We start from the raw sequence: 19458 nt of genomic DNA on the forward strand, positions 1-19458 counted from the left end.
GGTTGTATCGTCTAGGCGGAATATTTGTTGCGCTCGCCGAAGGTGCCGGAATCGACGATCCAGCCGTCCTTCATGATGACGTCCATGTTCTCGGGCGTGAGGTCATGGATGTTCTTGGCCGGATCGCCGTTCACGATCAGCAGGTCGGCGCACTTGCCCACCTCGAGCGAACCGGTCTCATCGTCGCAATGGGCCATCTTGGCGCCGTTGATGGTGGCGCAGGTGATGGTCTCGAGCGGGGAGATGCCGACCTTGTCGACGAAGTCGTACATCTCGTCGATGGTGACGTAGCCGTAAGGCGTCACGAAGCTGAAGGAGTCCGAACCGATGGTGAAGATGACGCCGCGTTTCTTGGCCTCGCGCAGGCAGTCATAGTTGCGCTGGAGCTCCTTCTCGACGAGCGTGCCCTCGTACTTGTCGTGAATCGCGGGCACGTAGACCGGCGGATAGGTGGAGTACCAGGTGGGCAGGAAGCCGATGGTGGGCGTGAAGAACGTGCCCTGCTCGGCCATGAGGTCCATGGTGCGCTCGTCGATGTCGAAGCCGTGGATCAGCTGCTCGCAACCGAAGCGGACCGAATCGTAGGCGGCGGAGTGAGAGTTGTAGCAGTGGCTCCACACGGGGATCCCCACCATCTTGGCCTCATCAACCACGGCCTTGATCTCCTCGGCGCAGTAGTGCTGGTCGCGGCCGGAATCCCAGCGCCAGATGCCGCCGCCGGTCGCCCAGATCTTGATGGCGTCGGGGTTCTCGCGCAGACGACGGCGCACCGCCTTGCGCAGATCCCAGGGGCCGTCGACCTGGTCGCCCCAGGGGTGGGACTCTTTGTTCTCGAGCTGGCTGCAGTGATGCGAGTCGCCATGGCCGGCGGTGCGGCAGAAGCCCAGACCGGTCGCATAGACGCGCGGGCCCTTGAAGACGCCGTTGTTGATGCAGTCGCGCACGTGGATGCCGAAGCGGCCGATCTCACAGACGGTGGTCAGACCGTGGGTCAGGCAGTCATATGCCTGCTTGACGGCCACGGCCTGCTTCTCCAGAAGCGGCTGCATGACCCAATCGGTATCGTCGTCGGTCAGGTTACCGGAGAAGTGCAGGTGGGTGTCGATCAGGCCGGGCATGACGGTCTTGCCGGCGGCGTCGATGACCTCAAAGCCCTCGGGCGCGTCCTGGTAGGAGCCGGCATAGGTGATCTTGCCGTCCTCGACGAGCACGAGCGAATCCTCGACCGGGGCGCCACCCAGGCCGTCGACAAGCTTGCCGTGTACGATTGCGTAGTTCTTGCTCATTGTTTCCTCCTTGTATAGGAAGTTACGGACGAATGCGATGGGAGATCGGGCGGCCGCGCATGGTGCCGGGGCCGCCCCATCCCTTATGCCTTCTTGGCCCTGGTGACGACCATGAGGACGATGCCGACCACGAGCCAGCCCAGCACGATCGACCACTCGACGAGGTTGAGCGACGCGGGGCTGAAGGGCAGCACGAGCAGGCCGATGATGATGCAGCCGGCCAGGCAGGCGAGCACGATGCCGAACTTGCCGCCGGGCACCTTGTAGGGGCGCGGCAGGTCGGGCTCGGTGTAGCGCATGCGCAGGCATGCGAAGGCGACCATGGTGCACGAGAAGATGAAGGCGAGGGCGCTCACGTTGGTCAGCGGGATGAGCATGTTCTTGCCCAGGAACGGACCGACCACGGTGATGATCGCAAGCACGACGCAGGCAAGACGGGGAGCGCCGGACTGCGGATCGACCTCGGCGAACTTGTCGGGCAGCTGACCCTTGCGACCCATGGCGAGCATGATGCGGCTCGTGGCGCCGTAGAAGGAGTTCATGGGACCCATGGGGCCGAGCGTCGCGATGCACAGCATGATGACGTACAGGATCATGTTGATGTTCTTCAGGCACGCCAGCGCGGGCACGGGGCTCTCGACGAACTCATGCCACGGGAGGATCGTTCCGAAGGAGTAGATGCACACGATGTAGAAGCCGCCGGCGGCAAGCAGGGCAAGGGAGATGATCTTGCCGAACTTGTTCCAGTTGAGACCCTCGGCGGCCTCCTCGGCCTGCTGGGGGATCGTGTCGAAGCCCGCGTAGAAGAACGGGGTCAGCACGAGCACGGAGACGATGCCGGCGAACAGGTTGCCGGCAGAGGTCGCGGACTCGCTGCCGCCGGCATTCGTGACCTGCGAGAACACGGGCATGGCGTTATCGGGCGAACCAGTGAAGATCGAGATGCCCATGGCGAGCAGCATGCCGCACAGCAGCGCCTTGGTGAGAAACGCCTGCAGCTTGGCCGCAGACTGGGCACCGCGGAAGTTGAGGTAGATCACGTACGCGGCGAAACCGAGCGCGATGACGGTCGGGATGAGGTACACGTCGGCACCCAGGATGGTGTAGAGCTTGACCGCGCGCAGCCACTCGAGGCCGGGCAGGCTGCCGAACATGTCGGATACCAGCGTAGAGATGGCGATGGCCTCCCACGGGCACAGGATGCCGTTGCCAAGCGCCAAGAACCAACCGGTGATGTAGGACGGTATGCGCCCGAAACTGCGGTCCACGTACTCGACGATGCCGCCCGAGATGGGGATGGCAGCCGTAAGCTCGCCAAACACCGCTCCGATGGGAACCAGGAATATGGCACCCAGAAGGAACGCGATCATCGCGGGAACGGGACCGCCGCCGACGACCATCCAGTCGCCCACCTGCAGCACCCAGCCGGTGCCGATGATGGCGCCGAATCCGATGGTAAAGAAGTTCCACAGCGAAAGGGTCTTCTTCATACCGCCCTGGTCGGCAGCCGCGACAGCTTTCGTATCCGCCATATCGTCCCTCCTTTCTTGTATAGAACACGCATCGGCAACTCCGATGCTTCCCTCAAGGCACCAGCCCTGCGCGCGAGGCGGCGCCTTCCATGACTCACACCTTACGGGCGAATCGAAGCGGGCCCGCGTTCAATCCGATTGAGGGAGCGACGCGAAAACGAGCGGATGCATATCGCCGACGAGCGGTCGAAGGCGGCGCCGCGCAACAGGTGCTTTACGTGGTCCAGGGCTTCCGGGCGCGTGAGGAAGCCGCCGTATCCACCCGTGTGCAAAATCACACCTTGGTAAAAGGTTTTACCAAGGTGCACGGGTACCTTGTTCTGAATTTGGTATCAAATCTTGAGCAAGAAGGGCCGCATAGGGGCGGATCGGAGGCCCCTCCCGGGGTCGCCGGAATCAGCTGACCAAGGAAACCGCAGGTCGCAAGCTTGTCAGATATGACCGTTTACCATTCGTACTTCCCGACTTGATACCAAATTCATTTTCAGGAAACATTGACCCCCTCAATCCTGCACTTTCACGGTGCGATTTGCCCACCGCGCGCATACGGAACCGAAATCTGCCCGTCACGTGGCGCCGTGCCCGACGCTCCTCACACGCTGGGCGCTCCCTGGAAACGCTGGTGCATGTCTCGATATGCTCCGAGCCATCGAAAAACCACGGGATTACCCGCTAAAGGGGCCCCGTAACTGTACCCCGAACTGCGGGAGAGGGCCCCTCGAGGGGCCCTCTCCCGCAGTTCGGGGTACAGTTACGGGGCCCCTTTAGCGGGTAGCCAGGTAGATGCGGTAGTTAGGCGGACACCAGCCGCTGCGATTGCGCCCAAGACGGGCTCTTGGCAGCGTTGCGCGGCTTGCATCCGACTCAATAATGGCGGACAGCGTGCGCCATTCGCCTGAGCCAGCAGTCGATACAGCGGATGCGCGATATCTCTCAACAGGACCGCGCGGTACTATAGGAAAAGCTGCACCTTTATTCATATACAGGACGCAAGGAGGGATAGCATGGACGACTATCGTTCGCAACGTCGCGGTTCCGTCCGGCTCGCATCCTCCCGACAGGTGCCGCAGCCCCGCTCACCCCAGCCGGAGAAGCACGCACAGCGCGCGCCCTCACGGCGCTCAGGCGCCTTGGCGCGCAAAGAGCCGTTCATCGTGACGCTCGCCTCCTCCGTCATCGCCGCGATCTCCGACCGCGTGCACCCGCCGACGACACGGGCGCGCACCTGCCGCCCGTCCTCACGAGGCGGTCGCGGAGACCAGCATCTGCACAACACGTTCAGGTCGGGGTCGGCCGCCCCCACGTCGAACTCGATTCATTCGCGCGGCGCCTCATACGGCCTCGGACGGGCTCCGAGCACACGAGGCAGGGCGGCCCGCACCTCCTCGGTCATCGGCCAGCCGCTTTCCGCATCGCAGCGCGGCGGCAGACCTGCCGGCATCGGCAGCGCCGGCAGGCGCGGACGTTCCGGTTACGGCCGCGTCGAGGCCGCCCCTATCCGCGTGCACTCGATCCTGCTGCGCGGCGCCGTCATCGGCCTCGTCCTGTTCCTCGTCGGCAGCTTCATTTCCAAGCCGCAGGCAGGCATCGCCCCGGAAACGGAATCGCTGATGTTCGATTTGCCCGAACTCACCCCGACCGAGTTCCCCGTCTCGACGCCGGTCTCCGCATGGCGCCAAGGCGAGATGCCCCATCTCTACCAGACCGATGCGCAGTGGGCCACCCTCCCCTACGGCGGGGGCACCGTGGCCAAAAACGCCTGCGGCCCGACCGCGCTCACCATGATCTATGTCTATTTCACGGGCAGCACCGACATGGACCCCGGCACTATGGCGCAGTGGGCCGACTACAACAACTACGCACCCACCGGAGCGACCGAATGGTCGTTTATGACCGAAGGGGCGGCGGCGTTCGGGTTCTACGGCGAGATGATCAACCCCACGCGCGCCAATATCGAGAGCTCCCTACAAAACGGGCATCCCGTCATCTGCGTGGTCGATCCGGGCGACTTCACCGACGTCGGCCACTACATCGTGCTGAAAAGCATCGACGAGCGCGCCATGGTCGAGGTGTACGACCCCAACAGCCCCGAGCACAGCGCGCGCAAGTGGGACATCGTCCGCATCATCAACCAGACCGACGTCGCCTGGAGCTATTCGAGCTATTAGCGCCCAGCATAGGGGCGCCGGCGCGGACAGCGTTGCCCGGCGGCGCCCCTCCTTCTTAATACGCGAGATGCATGCCAGGGGCCTTGAGCTCCTTCAGGCGCTTTTCGTAGGCCGCGCGCGCCTCCTCCTCAAAGGCAAGCGTCACGTCGTCCGTGCCGCACACCTGCGAAAGCAGCCAGGCGGTAAACGGCGGATTGAGCGGCAGCAACGGGCCGATGATCCAGGTCGCGATGAGATTGTTCACGCGGAAGCCCTCGAGCACGCTCTTCTCGTCCAAGCCCCAGCCCGCGCTGTCTTTGATGAAGAACGTCGAGCTGTTGTCACCCTTCATCTGCGTGAACTGGATCTTGAAGCCAACGACCTCCAGAGGGGCGGCACCCGGCTCCGGCACGAACTCGCCCACCTGAACGCACAGGTAGCGCGAGGCCATGTTGCGCACGACCTCCACGTCGAGCAGCCCGAGGCCCTCGATCGAATCGCCGTCGACATCGCGGATCACGCGGGAGAGCACCTCGGGCGCGTTGCCCGTGAACAGCATGTGCACGCCGTCGTCGACCAGCTCGGCCAGACGGTCGCGATAGGGGCGCAGGCGCTCGATCACCGTCTTTTGCTGGCGCTCGGTCATGCCGCACATGATAATCAGGTCGGGGCGAGCGGTGGCGAAGTAGGGCTCGGCGCCGTGCGACGTCTCGATGAACGTGGCGTTCGGCAGGCAGGCGCGCAGATACATGACGTTGCCGTTATCGCCCGCCTGATTGCCGTACTCGGGGAACAGCACCTCGATCACCGGGGCGCCGCCGCGGTTCTTCTGCATGCTATCGGACATCGGAGCCCTCCTCGATTCGCTTGATGAGCCGCTCGCGGCTCCGCTCGACGTCGTCGCCGTTGAAGATGTCGTACGCCCAGAACACCGTATCGGAAAGCGTCAGGTCGATAGCGTCCGCCGCCTCTTCCGGCGTCTTGACCATGACGAGGCGCCCCTCGTCGATGCCCGCAAGGCGCAGACGGAGCAGCAGGTCCTCGTTGGTCACGCCCTGCACGACGATCTGCTTGAACGTCGGATCGGTGAGATACTCGAAATCGGCCTGGTAGTACCAACCGATGTACTCGGTCGTGACGGGGCTTTCGGCCTTATGCGCGTCGGCGAGCATGAGCACGACGATCTTGTCGCCGGGCTCGCGCCGAATGGTGTCGAGCGCCACCGAGGTCGCCGTACTGTTCTCGCCCTTGGACGCCAGGGCGACCAGGCGCTTGCCGCCGACCTCCTGCTCCGCATAGCGCGCGGCGGTCACGTTGATGCCGCGCTCGAGCGAGGCCGCGATGGCGTCGGGCGAGATGCCCATCTCGCGCGCCACGACCGTCGCCGCGAACAGGTTGTACAGGTTGGTGAGCGAATACACGCCGAACCTGTAGGTGTAGGTCGGCTCACCAGGCGCCGCGTGCTCGCACACGGTGAACGTGTGCGCCGCGCGATCGACCGCAACGACCTCGTACGTCGGGTCGGGATTGGTGAATCCGCAGGATGCGCAGCGGGCATGCCCGAGGTGGCGCAGGTGGCAGTAGTCGTACTCCAGCTTGCCGCCGCACTCCGGGCACGCCGTGAGGTCGCAGGCGATGCCCTGCGGCTCCGACGTGTCCTCGGCCAGCGGGCCCATCGAGAAGTAGACGCGGTTGCGGTTCTGCGGCGCCAGGCGGCAACTGATCAGGTCGTCCGCGTTCAGGATGAGGCGCGTGCTCGCCGGAATGTGCTCGCTCATCACCGAGAAGATGAAATCGGGGTTGGCGTTGCGCGAGAACGAGTCGCGGTACAAGTTCGTGACGAGCAGAAACTGCGGCGTCACATGCGGCAGCACGCGACGGAACGACAGCTCGTCGAGCTCCATGACGGCGGTCTGCACGCGCTGGCGGCCCGAAAGCCCCGCGTTTTTGACCAGCGTGCTCTCGACGCCGGTCAAGATGTTTCCGCCCGCACGATTGTCGACCAGGTCGACGCCGTTATCCCTCAACAGATCGTTGAGCAGGTTGTTCGTGGTGGTTTTACCGTTCGTGCCCGACACGAACACGATGCGCTCGGGCTTATCGATATGCGTGATGAACGCCGGATCGAGCTTCTCGGCGACCACGCCCGGCAACTGGCCTGCATTGCGATGCAGGAGCTTGAGGCCGGAGGCGGCAGCTTTCGAGGCCGCCATGGCAAGGTAGAATCGGGGCCCACGACGGCCCTGAACAGCAGTGCTCACTGTTGGCATCCCTTCCCCATCAGTTATGGCATTGCGACAGGACATTATACGGCACGCACGAGGTCGCCAAATACCCTCCACCAGCACAGCAAGCCCTCATCACAAGCCGACGGGGCGGCGAGTGGTCCATCGCCCGTCCGGGAGCGCCGTGCGCGCGTTTCCGGGAACCGTTGATCACTTGGTTTTGCGACGGGCGGAGCCATGGCGAGACGGATGCGGGCGACGGCGCCCGCCGAAGTGGAGCCACCCGCGCCGATGGAAGCACACGATCTCCGCCACGGCGATCACCAAGCACACGGCGACCACCAGCGGATAGCCCCACGGCTCCTGCAGCATGGCCATCGTCGGAAAGTTCATGCCGTACCAGCCCGTGATGAACGTCAGCGGCATGAAGATCGTGGCGATAACGGTCAGCCATTGCATCACGCTGTTCTGGCGTATGTCGATCTCCTCCTGATAGAGGCCGTTGAGCTGCAGGCTGTAATCCTGAAGCGACTCAAGCCGCGTGGACAGACGATCGAGCATTCGCGCGAGCGAATGAAACCGCAGCCGATCGCCTTGCGCGACCAGCTCGTCTGAGCCCTCGGACAGCTCGGACGCGATATCGGACATTCCCTGGTACAGTGCGTCGAACCCCATGAGGCGGCGTGCATCCGCCATCATCTTGCCGCGATCGACACGGCGGTGCCCCTCGAGCAGCCGTTCTTCCAGCACCTCGAAATCCCGGCGAACCGCGGACAGGAGCACGGGATGATCGCGCACGGCGTAGCGCATGACGCCGCACAGCGCGCCCGCGGCCCCCGCCATCGGCACGCGCTCCCGCACGAGAAACGTCAGGGCCTCGCTGCAGGCCTCCATCTGCCCGATCAGGCGCAGGCGGGCCGGCTCGAGAACGACGCCCACGTTCACCGGAGGCGCACCGTTCGAGGCGCCTGCCGGCAGCGCGATCACGCCTGCCGCCATGCCGGGAGCGAACTCGATAAACGGCACATAGGCGTGAGGCACCTGCGCGACCGCCTCGCGCAGGACATGGCCGGCACCCTCCATATCGAGCTCTCGCTCGTCGAGCGCCTCTATGCGCCCACGGCTCCCCGTGCCATCGGATGCGCTTCCTTCGACCAAGCGCCCATCCTCGATATGCCAGACCCGCATACCGCTCGCCTCCCTGCATGATGCGCCGCGCCCTATCAACGCTGTTGTACCCACGAAAGCGGCACAAGAGCGCGGGGGGGCCTTCAACGCGACGCCCCCATGCCGGGTCGCGCCGACCGAACAAGGAAACAAGCGAGAGGCTGCAGACAATCCGACCCGTCACCCCGCGCTCAGCAGCGCCGCGGCGGTACCGGGGTCGTACCCGTATTTCTCCATCTGCTGCACCACGATGCGCTGACGGGCCTGCGCGGCCTCGGGGTCGGCCGCAAACCAGCTCGGAGCGTTCGGCAGCCCCGCCATAAGGGCGCACTCCTCATCGGTCATCTCTGCGGGCGCGTGCCCCAGATAGCCCCATGATGCCTGCCCGATTCCGGTGTACCCTTCGCCAAAATAGGAGGAGTTCACGTAGAGCTCCAGGATCTCGCGCTTGTCGAACATCGCCTCGAGGTCGAACGCCATGAACACCTCCGCCACCTTGCGCTCGAAGCGCTTCTCCTGCGTGAAGAACAGATTCTTAGCGACCTGCTGCGTGATGGTGCTCCCGCCCTCTGCGAGACTCATGGTGCGGATATCGTTGACGACGGCACGCCCGATAGCGATCACATCGATGCCGCCGTGGTCGTAAAACCGGTGATCCTCGACGGCGACCACGGCGTCGAGGTAGCGCTGGGGCAGCTCATCGATGCCGGTGTATCCATCTTGGGCGCGCAGCCGCTCGACCGCCTGCTCGATGCCCCGCTCCGCCAGGGCATCGCGATACATCCCGTATCCGCGCCACGTCACGAACGCGCACAGGGCGACCGCCGCAACCACCACGACGACAAGCAGCCGCTTCACGATACGCGCCAGCATCTTCATAGAGCACCTCCTTGCCGGTATTGTCCCCAAAAAGAGCCCGCGGCCCGTGAAGATGCTCTTGGAGTTCGCTAACAGTTTTGCAATGTTGCGCCGCGCGTGCGCCGCTCATGGCCGCGCGTGAAGCTCAGCTACTCCCACATCCATGCGAGCGATGAGATCGCATCGCGACCGATGCGCCTCACGACAACGTTGAACAGATCGCCGAGCGCGTCGCGAATTACATCGCTCGATTCCTGACCGAGGTTGCGCGAGGCTTCGATCAGCTGGTGAAGCCATTGCGGGCCGCTCGCCAGCACGTCACGAATGTCCTTGGCACCGCTCGCCTCAACGGCGGCCCATATCGCATCGACGATGCGCGCCGCCCGTGCCTCGCCCACGTGGGCGAGCCATTCAGCCGAAATATCGCGAAGCGCACAGGACATATCGCTCAGCGAGTCGCGATAGGCAAAATCATCTCCGTCGATTTCCCACGAGAAGATGCTGTGCTGGTCAATGCCGACAGCGGTACTGGAAACAACGTGCGGCTCAACAGGGCAATCCAGCAGCATCCCGATGATGGAATCCTGCGGCACCGTCCGATGGACGCGCCCTTCGAGCAAGGCGTAGTCAACCTCCGAGAACACCCCGGATTTGAACCCTGGAGCATCGTGGCTCCAGACGCGCTCGATACGCCTTCTCGTTGCATCCGAGCAGGTCAGCGCCGCATACAGCGCAAGATTACCTCCTTTTGAGTGGCCGCCGATATGCAGGCGACGCGGAAGGTAGGGCGCCACTTCCTCCAGATATGCCCTCGCGAGATTCTGCGCGGCGACCTGGGGCCGATACGCCATGTCGAGGTTCTCGCGCCAACCGGTAAACGAGACATCGGTCCCCCGAAAGCCGACATAGGCAAACGCATCGCGCCACACGAACGTGCACGCAGCAAACTGCGTGTGGAAGGATTCATCGAACACGCTGCGGTAATAGCGCAGCTCAAGCCCGCCGAAGCGGCGGCTGGTACCCCCGACAACAAGACAGCGCCTGATGTCTTCGGGGACAAGGCCCGTGACCTTATCATCGCGATCCGCCACATGGGCCGCATCGCCGAGCCGCACCGGCGATGCGGCGGGCAGCAGCACGGACGTCAAACGGCGAAGGACACCGCTCGAGGGAGTCGGTGGAGGAGCCACGACGTCACCGAAATCGACCATGCTCAGCTGGGAAAGCACTGCAGAATCGAGCGGTCCGAACGGCTTTTCGTCGAAGGTCGCTTGCTCCGTTTCCAGATAGTCGAACAGTGTAGGCATACCTCTCCCCCACAGACTCGCATTACCCGCCTTGTACCCCGATCGGGAAGCTGGGGAACCACCGATCCATTGCTTTCGCGTGCCGAGAGAGGCCTGTCCGATGGGTTGTTTGGGGACGGGTTCGTTTCAACCCATCGCGGCCGAAACGACACGACCGTTCACCCTGCGATCCTGCGCCTTGTTCGAATCCATGGGTTGAAACGAACCCGTCCCCAAACAACCCATCAACAATCAATGGTGCGGGCGAAAGGACTTGCGCGTCGCGTGCGCGACGCAATCGCTGCGGCGCCTTCGGCGCCTTGCGCGCTCCGCGGCCAACGGCTCGCGCTGTTGGCTCCGCTCCGCGCCTTCCCAGGTTCAAGTCCCTGAAAGGGGCCCGAACGAAAAAAGGGCTCCATTTCTGGAACCCTTAACATTCAGTGGTGCGGGCGAAAGGACTTGAACCTTCATGGGGTTGCCCCCATATGGACCTGAACCATACGCGTCTGCCAATTCCGCCACGCCCGCGTGCCGTTTTATCTTAGCAAAACTCACGCCGAGTGCAAGAGGTTTTTTAGAAATCTCTTGCCCCGCGCGAACGGCCCTACTTATCGGACGTCAGATGAATGGCAAAACCGCCGATTTCCTGCTTGAAGTACACCAGGCGCGTCGAGCCGTCCGGGTTGAGCGCACGCGAATCCTCATTCAGCTCGAACCCGCGATCGGAAAACCACTTCTCGGCCGCCGGCATATCGTTCACATGGAAACCGATGTGTCCCTTGGTGCCGCGACCGTTCTGCTTCATGACCTCGACCAGCGTATCGGCAAACAGGGACACGGGGGTGTCGTACTCCGTGAAGCCCATGAGCCTGCCGAACTCGCTGGAGATGCCCTTCGCGTCATCGGGATCCGTCGCGTTGATGCCCACGTGGGCGACGTACATGTCAAACAGCTCTACCGGGTTCTCGTTTACCTCTGCCATGGTTTGCTCCTCTCCTCGCTCCGCACGCCAAAGGCGCTACGCGCCCATGAGGTCCAGAATCTGCTTCTCGGTGTCGGCGCGGCCCTTGCCGGTCAGCACGGGAACGCCACTGATATAGTCACAGGTTATACCCTTGGGGGCAATGGTCGTTGCAACCAAAACGTCCGCGTTTTCGCACTGATCGGGGGCCTCTGCCATGGAACAGCGCACGATTTCGTAGTGGCCTGCGTACCCATGGGCGTCAAGCAGGTCACCGATATATCCCGCGACGATGGCCGATGTCACGATTCCCGTACCGCACGCTACGACGATTTTCTTCATGCGCCCTCCCTATCGCTCACGTTCAAAGCCCATGGTACGCAACAAGACGGGCGGCACCTGGAGAACTTCTCCCACTGTACACCGTGCATCGGTTTGCGGGATAATACCCTCTGCACTTCACCGCGACGGGCCCGCACGGCCGGCGCGCAATCTCTGGAGGACCCTATGGACCCGTTGCAGATCTTTACGATTGTCACCATCGTGATGTTCGTCGTTTTGGCCATCATCACGCTGTTCATCTCCATCAACAAGCGCACCCTGTTCGCCAAGCTCGAGGGGCTGATCGAGCAGGGCAAGTTCGATGAGTTCTTCAAGCGCATCGATTCGCCGATGACCCGCCTGGTCTATCCGGACTACAACCGCACCTACTTCAAGCTCAACGCGTACATGATGAAGGGTGATTACAAGGCGGCGAACACCGTCCTCGACGATCTGCTGTCGCGCAAGACCAGCTCCGAGCAGCGCGCCGACCTCGTCGTCAAGGCGTTCAACATCTACATCAGCCTCAACAAGGCCAAGAAGGCAAAGGCCATGCTCGACGAGATCGATCAGCTCGAAGACGCCAAGTACAGCAGCGCCAAAGAGGATTGCCGCATGATGTACGACATCGCTATTCTCAAGAAGAGCAACTACATCGACCAGATGGAACGCGCCCTGGACAAGATGTCCGGCCCGGCGCGCGGCCGCCTGGAGTACCTGCTCGCGCTGCAATACCAGAACCGCGGCGACATGGCGAAGCGCAACGAGTACCTCAACCGCTCCTCGCGTGCGATGCGCGAGGCCATGGGCGGAGATGCCGAATCGAAGTAGCCTATCACCATACGTGGTTCATAAGCCCTATCGAGGCTGCGGCGGTCCCATGTTCTCGCCGCAGCCTTTTTGTTTTCATGCAGAAAACCTGTTCGTGCCGATAGGGGCGGTGGGACTCGCGTCCGCCTGCGGCGTCCGCGGCTCCGGGCGGCTGCGCCGCCCTCGCGCTCGATTCAGGAAGTCATGTCTTCTGGCAATTAGTTAGGTACCTTTAGCCAAACCAAACCAGAACGAGATTGTATACATTCAGTAAAGTGCTGGTAGGGGCGGTGGGACTCGAACCCACAATCCTTTCGGCCGAAGATTTTAAGTCTCCTGCGTATGCCAATTCCGCCACGCCCCCGTAAGGGAAGAGTGTATCACGACAGCTCAGGCGTCCAGCCGATTGCGGGAACTTCGCCCGACAAAACCTCTGCCACCGTCGTCGCCATACCCACCAGCAGGCTGTTCTCGCTGACCGTCAGCGATCGATAGCCTCCCGCTCGCAGCACCTCGCGGATGATGAGAGCGCCGCCCAGCATCACCGGAGCACGCTTGGGTTGGATGCCCGGCAGCTGGGCAATCTCATCAACCGTGCGCACGCGCATCAGGTCGACGCATGCATCGACGTCCGCCGTCGTCAGCTCATGGAGGTGCACGAACGCCGAATCGTACACCGCGAGCTCATGCGCCATCGCCACGAGCGTCGTCACCGTTCCGCCGACGGCAACAAGGCAGTCGGGCCGCTCGCCGACCTCGTCCCAATACGAGGAGAACTGCTGGGCCGCCCATGCGCTCGCTTCTTCGAGCTGGGAGGACGCAGGAGGGTCGCCCGCCAAGAACCGATCGGTGATGCGACGGCATCCGATGTTGAGCGATTGCACCCGCTCGAGTTCAAGCGGACGTCCCGGCACATAGCTTCCCACGGCGAGCTCGGTAGAACCGCCACCGGAGTCGGCAACCGCGATTCGGCGCTCGGGAAAATCATGCGCCACGCCGTAAAACGTCAGGCGCGCCTCGATCTCCCCGGGAATCACCTGAGGATGCAGGCCCAGACCGCGAAGGCCCTCGATGAGGACGTCGCCGTTTTGCGCATCGCGCGCGGCGCTCGTCAGCGTCGTGCAGACGGCATCGGGCGCAAACGCGCCGATCTCGCGCACGAACCCGGAGCACGCATCGATCACGCGCTGCATGGCGGCATCGCTCAGGCACCCGGTCGCGTCGACCCCCTGCCCCAAATCCGTGATCTGCGTGAGCTTCGTCGATTCGACGATACGGCCGTCCTCAACATGCGCCAGCAGCAATCGAGAAGAAACGGTACCGAGATCAACTGCCGCAACGCGCATGGAAGCCCCCTATTCTCCGCCTGCCGAGGTGACCGTCTGTCCCTCGACGCCCTCATAGAAGAATATCGTATCGAGCATCTCGATGTACCACGGCGCCTGCTCGGCAACAGCGGCCTCCGCCTTCTCCGCCTCGGCGGACGTGGAGGGCACATCCTGGGACGCATCGCCTGTCGACTCTCCGTCCGAGGAATCCTGATCGGCGCCGTCGCCGGTCGCGGCATCGGCATCGGACGAGTCGCCGCCCTGATCCGTGCTGCCGTCGGTGCCGGTCAGCTCGATGCGCGTCTCGCCGGGCAGCACCATGCCCAGCTCGGAGCGGGCAGCTTCCTCGATACCTTCCTGGGACAGATAGCGGTCGACGTTTTCCTGCAGCCCCTCGTTGTACGAGTCGCGCAGCGCGACCTGCTGGCTCAATATCTCGCCCGTGCGCCATGCCGTGTAGTAATCGCGAATGGGAAAATACAGGCCGACCGCCACGGCCACGGCGACCACGGCGATGAAGATGGGCCTGAGCGAGCCGGACGTCACCGTGTGGACGGCCTGAACCGCCCTGCTGTCCGCAGCGTACTTCATGAAGTTCGTGGACCGCTTGGAAGATCCGCTCTCCCCGCGCTCGTCTACAGCCTGCGCACGGCGTCTATCCGCCCCCTGGCCACCCGGGACACCTCGTCCCGATGATCCGGAGCGCGGCCGGTCGGCCTGCTGCATGCGATGCGTGTAGACGCGACGGGCTCCCTCTTCGGCCCCCTGCGACATGCGCGGGCCAGATGACGAGCCGGCGAGCGCCACCCTGCCGCGCGGGGAGGGGTCCGCAAAGACGGCTCGATCGGGTGACACGGCCCGCTGGCGGGTCGACGCAAGAGACACAGGATTGTTGCGGTAATCGTTCATAGAGCGCCTTGTGTGGTTGAAGTGCGTGTGCGCGAGTGCTCTAGTTATACCACGCGCCCCCGTTTCAGTTGTGCAGGGATTGGGCTTTCAACCGCTCGCAGAATCCGCCCGGAAAGGACGACGCGAACAGAACGCAAGAGACGGCGCCGGGCTCCCCTGCCCGACGCCGCCCCGTTCATCGCGCGACGCGCACGCGGCTATGCCGCCCTCAAGCGTCTTCCTAACGCTTCTTGATGTTGTAGAACGCGTCCCTGCCGGCGTACTGCGCGCTCGTATACAGCTCGTCCTCGATGCGGATGAGCTGGTTGTACTTGGCGATACGGTCGGAACGGCACGGAGCGCCCGTCTTGATCTGGCCGGCGTTGGTCGCCACGGCCAGATCGGCGATGGTAGAATCCTCGGTCTCGCCGGAACGATGGGACACGATGCACGCATAACCTGCCTTCTTGGCCATCTCGATCGCCTCGAGGGACTCGGTCAGCGAGCCGATCTGGTTCACCTTGACCAGGATGGCGTTGGCGGCGCCCATCTCGATGCCCTTCTTGAGGCGCTCGGTGTTGGTGACGAACAGGTCGTCGCCCACCAGCTGGACCTTGTCGCCGATACGCTGCGTGAGCTTGACCCAGCCGTCCCAGTCCTCCTCTGCGAGGCCGTCCTCGATGGAGATGATGGGGTACTTCTCCACGAGCTGGGCCCAGTAGTCGATCATCTCGTCGGTCGTGAGCTCGCGGCCCTCGCCCGCCAGGACGTACACGCCGCGCTCGGCGTCGTAGCACTCGGTCGTGGCGGGATCCATCGCGATCATGAAGTCATCGCCCGGCTTGTACCCGGCGGCCTCGATGGCCTTGACGATGTACTGCAGGGGCTCCTCGTTGTTGGCCAGATCGGGGGCGAAACCGCCCTCGTCGCCCACGCCGGTGCTGTGGCCGGACTCCTTGAGGACGCTCTTGAGCGTGTGGTACACCTCGGCGCACCAACGCAGGCCCTCGGTAAACGTGGGGGCGCCGACCGGCATGATCATGAATTCCTGGAAGTCGACGTTGTTGTCGGCATGCACACCGCCGTTCAGGATGTTCATCATGGGAGTCGGCAGCAGGTGCCCGTTCACGCCGCCCAGGTACTGGTAGAGCTCGAGGCCTGTGGACTGCGCCGCCGCGCGAGCAACCGCCAGCGAGACGCCGAGGATGGCGTTCGCGCCGAGATTGCCCTTGTTGGAGGTGCCGTCCGCCTCGATCAGCGCGGCGTCGAGAGCGCGCTGATCAAACGCATCCATACCGATTGCCGCGTCGGCAAGCTCCTTGTTCACATGGTCGACGGCCTTGGTGACACCCTTGCCCATGTAGCGGTCCTTATCGCCGTCGCGCAGCTCGACGGCCTCGAAGGCGCCCGTCGAGGCGCCGGAGGGCACCATGGCGCGGCCAAACGATCCGTCCTCGAGCACCACCTCGACCTCAACGGTGGGGTTACCGCGGGAATCGAGCACTTCGCGACCGTAGACATCCAGAATTTCGCTCATGTTGCGTCCTTTCGCTGTGAGCCAAACATCTCTTGCCCGGAAAAGGTTATCCGAAGCAAACTTTATACAGTATGCCCGTTTTTCCTGGCCAGAATCATGTGAATTTCCGAAACACGGCCTCTACATCGCGTGCTTGACGTCGTCCCACAGATCGTTGAGCTCTGCGGTCGAGAGCCCTTCGAGCTGCACGCCCCGCTCGTAGGCGACATGCTCCATGGCCTCCCAGCGACGGCGGAACTTGGCCGTGCTGGCGCGCAGCGCGCTCTCGGCGTCGATGCCCTCTTTGCGCGCCACGTTCACGAGGGCGAACAGGATGTCGCCGAACTCCATCTCGCGCTCAGGGGTGCCGGGCTTCTCGCGGTCGAACTCCTTGCCCTCCTCGACCACCTTCTCCCACACCTCGGCGGTGGTGTCCCAGTCGAAGCCCACGGCGGCCGCCTTGCGCGACACCTTCTGCGCCTGCATGAGTGCGGGCAGCGAGGAGGGAACGCCGTCGAGCAGCCCCGCCGGGCGCTCGTCTGCCGCCTCGGCGTCGGCGTCGCGCGCCTCTTTCTCCTTGAGCTTCACGGAGTCCCAGATATCGAGCACCTCGTCGGCGCTGCTCGCCGTCTCGTGATCTCCGAACACATGGGGATGGCGGCGGATGAGCTTGGCGTCGATGTCGCGCGCCACGTCGGCCATGGTGAACTCGCCGGCATCGGCCGCGATCTGCGCATGGAGCACGACCTGCATGAGCACGTCGCCGAGCTCTTCGCGCAGATGGGCCACGTCTTCGCTCTCGATGCAGTCGACGGCCTCGTAGGCCTCCTCGATCATGTTCTTGGCGATGCTCGCATGGGTCTGCTTGCGGTCCCATGGGCAGCCGTCGGGCTGGCGAAGGCGCCAGATGGTCTCCACCAGCGCTTGAAACGCGTCGCGCGCGTCGCACAGCGTCGACGGGTCGCGCGGCGCCGCCTCGGGCTGCAACGGAGCCGAGGCGGGCGCCGCATCCTCCGGCTTGCGCATCCTGCCGCCACCGAATCGATCGAGCATGTCCTACTCCTCCTCGAGCACGACGTGGCGGAACGCGCCGTCCTCATAGATGCCGTAGCCGTGGGTCCCGTCCTTGGGGATGGAGACGCTGCCGGGGTTGAACGCCCAGATGCCCGGGTGGCCCGGCACCTCTTCGTTCACCTTCACATGCGTGTGGCCGTACAGGATAGCCGAGCCGTCAGGCAGCGGCGGAAGGTTGTCGACGCTGTTGTGGAAGCCCGCGCCGAACACGTGGCCGTGCGTGCAGAACAGCTGACGGCCGTCCGTGTCGAACACGATCGCGCTGTCGGCCATGCAGGGGAACTCGAGGACCATCTGGTCGACCTCCGCCTCGCAGTTGCCGCGCACGGCGATGACCCTGCCCGTCGCGGCGAGGCCGTTCAGCAGGGGGATCACGCGCTTGGGGGCGTAATCGCGCGGCAGGTCGTTGCGCGGGCCGTGGTAGAGCAGATCCCCCAGCAAGATGATGCGATCGGGCGCCTCTGCCTCGATCGCCTTCATGAGGCGCTCGGCCCAATATGCCGAGCCGTGGATGTCGGAAGCGATTAGAAACTTCATGGATATCCTTTCTGGAAACGATGCGTCAACAGGCTACCGAAGCGCCTCGAAGCGCACGGCGCGCGAGTAGTAAAGATACGCGATCATGATCACCGCGTTCACGATCGACGGCACGACGAAGCCGCCGATGAACACGTAGATGACCATCGCCACCACGTTCAGCACGACCGCGAGCCAGGTGAATCCGATGTAGTAGACGCCCAGCCCTCGGACGGGCTTGTTCGCCACCCCGATGCCCATCCCGCCGAGCAGCAGATCGAACAGCGCCGCCACGAGCGAGCAGATGGCAAGCAGCAGGCCGGGTGACGTGTTGGCGAACATAAGTGACATCCCCGTCCAAGCTGCCATCGCGATGGCAGCAATCACCGCGATGAAGCTCATGATCTTGAGCATCTTTTGATTCGATGACATACGCGCTCCTTCCCGCACGTCGCACACCGCGTTGTACTGTCGAGAGGGTTTATACCCAGCGCGAACGCGCAATGCGGGCGGAATCGGAAACGGTCGGCGCAACCTGGATGGCAGCGTGCACGGCACGGGGCCGACCGATGCGGAATGAATTGGCCAGCGGTTCCCAGGGAAGCACTAATCAATTGCTTTCGCGGCGGTCGGTTCCGTGGCGAGGCGGATGCGGGCGAAGGCGAGGAAGGCGCAGTTGCGCTGCGCCGACGCAGCCTGAGCCCGCAGGCGCCCGGCACGGGGCCGACCGGCGCGGAATGAATTGGTCAGCGGTTCCCTGGCTCACGCTTGACCTGATGAGCCATGTAGGCGAACGCGATCACGATGACGAAGTTGATGATCGGAGAAGGGACCAGGTCGCCGTTGAGCACGAACAGGAACACGTCGCAGAAGTTCGCCCAAAGGGCAAGCAGCGTGATGATGAACAGCTTGGACACCTTCGCAGGCTTATTGGACACGATAACGCCCATGATGCCCATGGCGAGCGAGAACGCGACCGAGAGCACGATGGACAGCAGATGAAGCGGCTCGAAGGTGATCTCCGCCGACGTGAACAGCACGCGCACCGTGATGCTCAGGTCCACAGCACCGACAATCGCCAGAAAACCGAGAACCTTGAGCGCCTTCTGCTTGATTGACATCGCTACCTCCCTTGCGCGGGCCGCCCCGTGCGCACCCAGGATGCATTGTACCGTCGGCACGTGGCGCGCAGAAGGCCTCGGCCCGCCCCGCAGCAATGGTTTTCGACGCCGGAACGGTATGATTTCGCCATCGTGGTCAATTTGACCATCGAACCGGGGCTCGCGGACGCGAGCGGCACGGCAATGCGCTTGAACGATAACGTGAAATATTGCGAACTTGGGTTCCGTGTGCGGCCAGATGGGTCCCCTAGGCCGACAAGGCCCGCAAATCCCGCCATCTGCCAGGTGATACGCCGCCTCGGACCGCCGAAAATCCCGGTTCGATGGGCAAATTGGCCACGCAGCCGAAAACATAGCGAAAGGCTCCCGCGCGATCGCGAGCAGCGACGGAGCGAGAGCCCTTCTTGACACAGACAGCGGGT

General features: G+C 63.6%; 18 protein-coding genes and 2 tRNA genes. 2 read left to right on the top strand and 18 right to left on the bottom strand.

What is annotated here, in order from left to right:
• Positions 1 to 11 precede the first annotated feature (11 nt).
• Together QVN30_RS03325 and QVN30_RS03330 are read right to left on the bottom strand one after the other, a co-directional pair.
• Positions 12 to 1286, bottom strand: coding sequence for a metal-dependent hydrolase family protein (locus QVN30_RS03325; RefSeq protein ID WP_066831648.1), 1275 nt, complete (start codon positions 1284 to 1286; stop codon positions 12 to 14).
• Between the two features lie 83 nt (positions 1287 to 1369).
• On the bottom strand, positions 1370 to 2818 hold the full coding sequence (locus tag QVN30_RS03330; protein WP_066831645.1) for an APC family permease: 1449 nt from the start codon (positions 2816 to 2818) through the stop codon (positions 1370 to 1372).
• A gap of 1130 nt (positions 2819 to 3948) precedes the next feature.
• Between QVN30_RS03330 and QVN30_RS03335 the strand changes: the two genes are divergently transcribed.
• On the top strand, positions 3949 to 4986 hold the full coding sequence (locus tag QVN30_RS03335; RefSeq protein WP_289835469.1) for a C39 family peptidase: 1038 nt from the start codon (positions 3949 to 3951) through the stop codon (positions 4984 to 4986).
• 55 nt (positions 4987 to 5041) lie between these two features.
• On the opposite strand, the gene QVN30_RS03340 is transcribed toward QVN30_RS03335, so the two are convergent.
• The 8 genes from QVN30_RS03340 to QVN30_RS03375 all read right to left on the bottom strand — a co-directional run bounded on the left by QVN30_RS03340 (position 5042) and on the right by QVN30_RS03375 (position 11804).
• Complete coding sequence (locus tag QVN30_RS03340; protein WP_229254224.1) at positions 5042 to 5812, bottom strand: glutamine amidotransferase; 771 nt, start codon at positions 5810 to 5812, stop codon at positions 5042 to 5044.
• Positions 5802 to 7226, bottom strand: a complete 1425-nt coding sequence (locus tag QVN30_RS03345; RefSeq protein WP_289835470.1) for a MurT ligase domain-containing protein — start codon at positions 7224 to 7226, stop codon at positions 5802 to 5804. Before QVN30_RS03345 ends, QVN30_RS03340 begins: the two co-directional genes overlap by 11 nt.
• 174 nt (positions 7227 to 7400) lie before the next feature.
• A complete protein-coding gene (locus tag QVN30_RS03350) occupies positions 7401 to 8378 on the bottom strand; it encodes a CorA family divalent cation transporter (RefSeq protein WP_289835471.1) in 978 nt (325 codons plus the stop codon).
• Positions 8379 to 8537: 159 nt separating this feature from the next.
• Positions 8538 to 9236 (bottom strand): biosynthetic peptidoglycan transglycosylase, encoded by a 699-nt coding sequence (locus QVN30_RS03355; RefSeq protein WP_289835472.1) that lies wholly within the window; start codon positions 9234 to 9236, stop codon positions 8538 to 8540.
• A gap of 128 nt (positions 9237 to 9364) precedes the next feature.
• Complete coding sequence (locus QVN30_RS03360) at positions 9365 to 10522, bottom strand: Mbeg1-like protein (RefSeq protein ID WP_289835473.1); 1158 nt, start codon at positions 10520 to 10522, stop codon at positions 9365 to 9367.
• 420 nt (positions 10523 to 10942) lie between these two features.
• Positions 10943 to 11029, bottom strand: a tRNA-Leu gene (locus QVN30_RS03365).
• Between the two features lie 76 nt (positions 11030 to 11105).
• Positions 11106 to 11483: a VOC family protein gene (locus QVN30_RS03370; RefSeq protein ID WP_289835474.1), complete on the bottom strand. Its 378-nt coding sequence runs from the start codon at positions 11481 to 11483 to the stop codon at positions 11106 to 11108.
• A 36-nt stretch (positions 11484 to 11519) separates the two neighbouring features.
• Entirely contained in the window at positions 11520 to 11804 is a 285-nt protein-coding gene (locus tag QVN30_RS03375; RefSeq protein WP_066831623.1) for a PTS sugar transporter subunit IIB, read from the bottom strand.
• Between the two features lie 165 nt (positions 11805 to 11969).
• On the opposite strand from QVN30_RS03375, the gene QVN30_RS03380 reads away from it, so the two are divergent.
• Complete coding sequence (locus tag QVN30_RS03380; RefSeq protein ID WP_289835475.1) at positions 11970 to 12614, top strand: tetratricopeptide repeat protein; 645 nt, start codon at positions 11970 to 11972, stop codon at positions 12612 to 12614.
• A gap of 258 nt (positions 12615 to 12872) precedes the next feature.
• On the opposite strand, the gene QVN30_RS03385 is transcribed toward QVN30_RS03380, so the two are convergent.
• From QVN30_RS03385 to QVN30_RS03420, 8 genes are all read right to left on the bottom strand, one after another.
• A tRNA-Leu gene (locus QVN30_RS03385) sits at positions 12873 to 12957 on the bottom strand.
• Between the two features lie 16 nt (positions 12958 to 12973).
• A complete protein-coding gene (locus QVN30_RS03390; protein WP_289835476.1) occupies positions 12974 to 13939 on the bottom strand; it encodes a Ppx/GppA phosphatase family protein in 966 nt (321 codons plus the stop codon).
• 9 nt (positions 13940 to 13948) lie between these two features.
• Entirely contained in the window at positions 13949 to 14830 is an 882-nt protein-coding gene (locus QVN30_RS03395; RefSeq protein WP_289835477.1) for a hypothetical protein, read from the bottom strand.
• A gap of 220 nt (positions 14831 to 15050) precedes the next feature.
• Positions 15051 to 16346 (bottom strand): phosphopyruvate hydratase, encoded by a 1296-nt coding sequence (gene eno / locus QVN30_RS03400; RefSeq protein ID WP_066831609.1) that lies wholly within the window; start codon positions 16344 to 16346, stop codon positions 15051 to 15053.
• 120 nt (positions 16347 to 16466) lie between these two features.
• Positions 16467 to 17351, bottom strand: a complete 885-nt coding sequence (gene mazG, locus QVN30_RS03405) for a nucleoside triphosphate pyrophosphohydrolase (RefSeq protein WP_289835529.1) — start codon at positions 17349 to 17351, stop codon at positions 16467 to 16469.
• A gap of 30 nt (positions 17352 to 17381) precedes the next feature.
• Positions 17382 to 17936 (bottom strand): phosphodiesterase, encoded by a 555-nt coding sequence (yfcE, locus tag QVN30_RS03410; RefSeq protein ID WP_289835478.1) that lies wholly within the window; start codon positions 17934 to 17936, stop codon positions 17382 to 17384.
• A 33-nt stretch (positions 17937 to 17969) separates the two neighbouring features.
• Positions 17970 to 18347, bottom strand: coding sequence for a hypothetical protein (locus QVN30_RS03415; RefSeq protein WP_289835479.1), 378 nt, complete (start codon positions 18345 to 18347; stop codon positions 17970 to 17972).
• Between the two features lie 314 nt (positions 18348 to 18661).
• Positions 18662 to 19036 (bottom strand): hypothetical protein, encoded by a 375-nt coding sequence (locus QVN30_RS03420; protein ID WP_289835480.1) that lies wholly within the window; start codon positions 19034 to 19036, stop codon positions 18662 to 18664.
• Positions 19037 to 19458 lie beyond the last annotated feature (422 nt).

The sequence above is a fragment of the Collinsella ihumii genome (assembly GCF_030385545.1).
Lineage (GTDB): Bacteria > Actinomycetota > Coriobacteriia > Coriobacteriales > Coriobacteriaceae > Collinsella > Collinsella ihumii.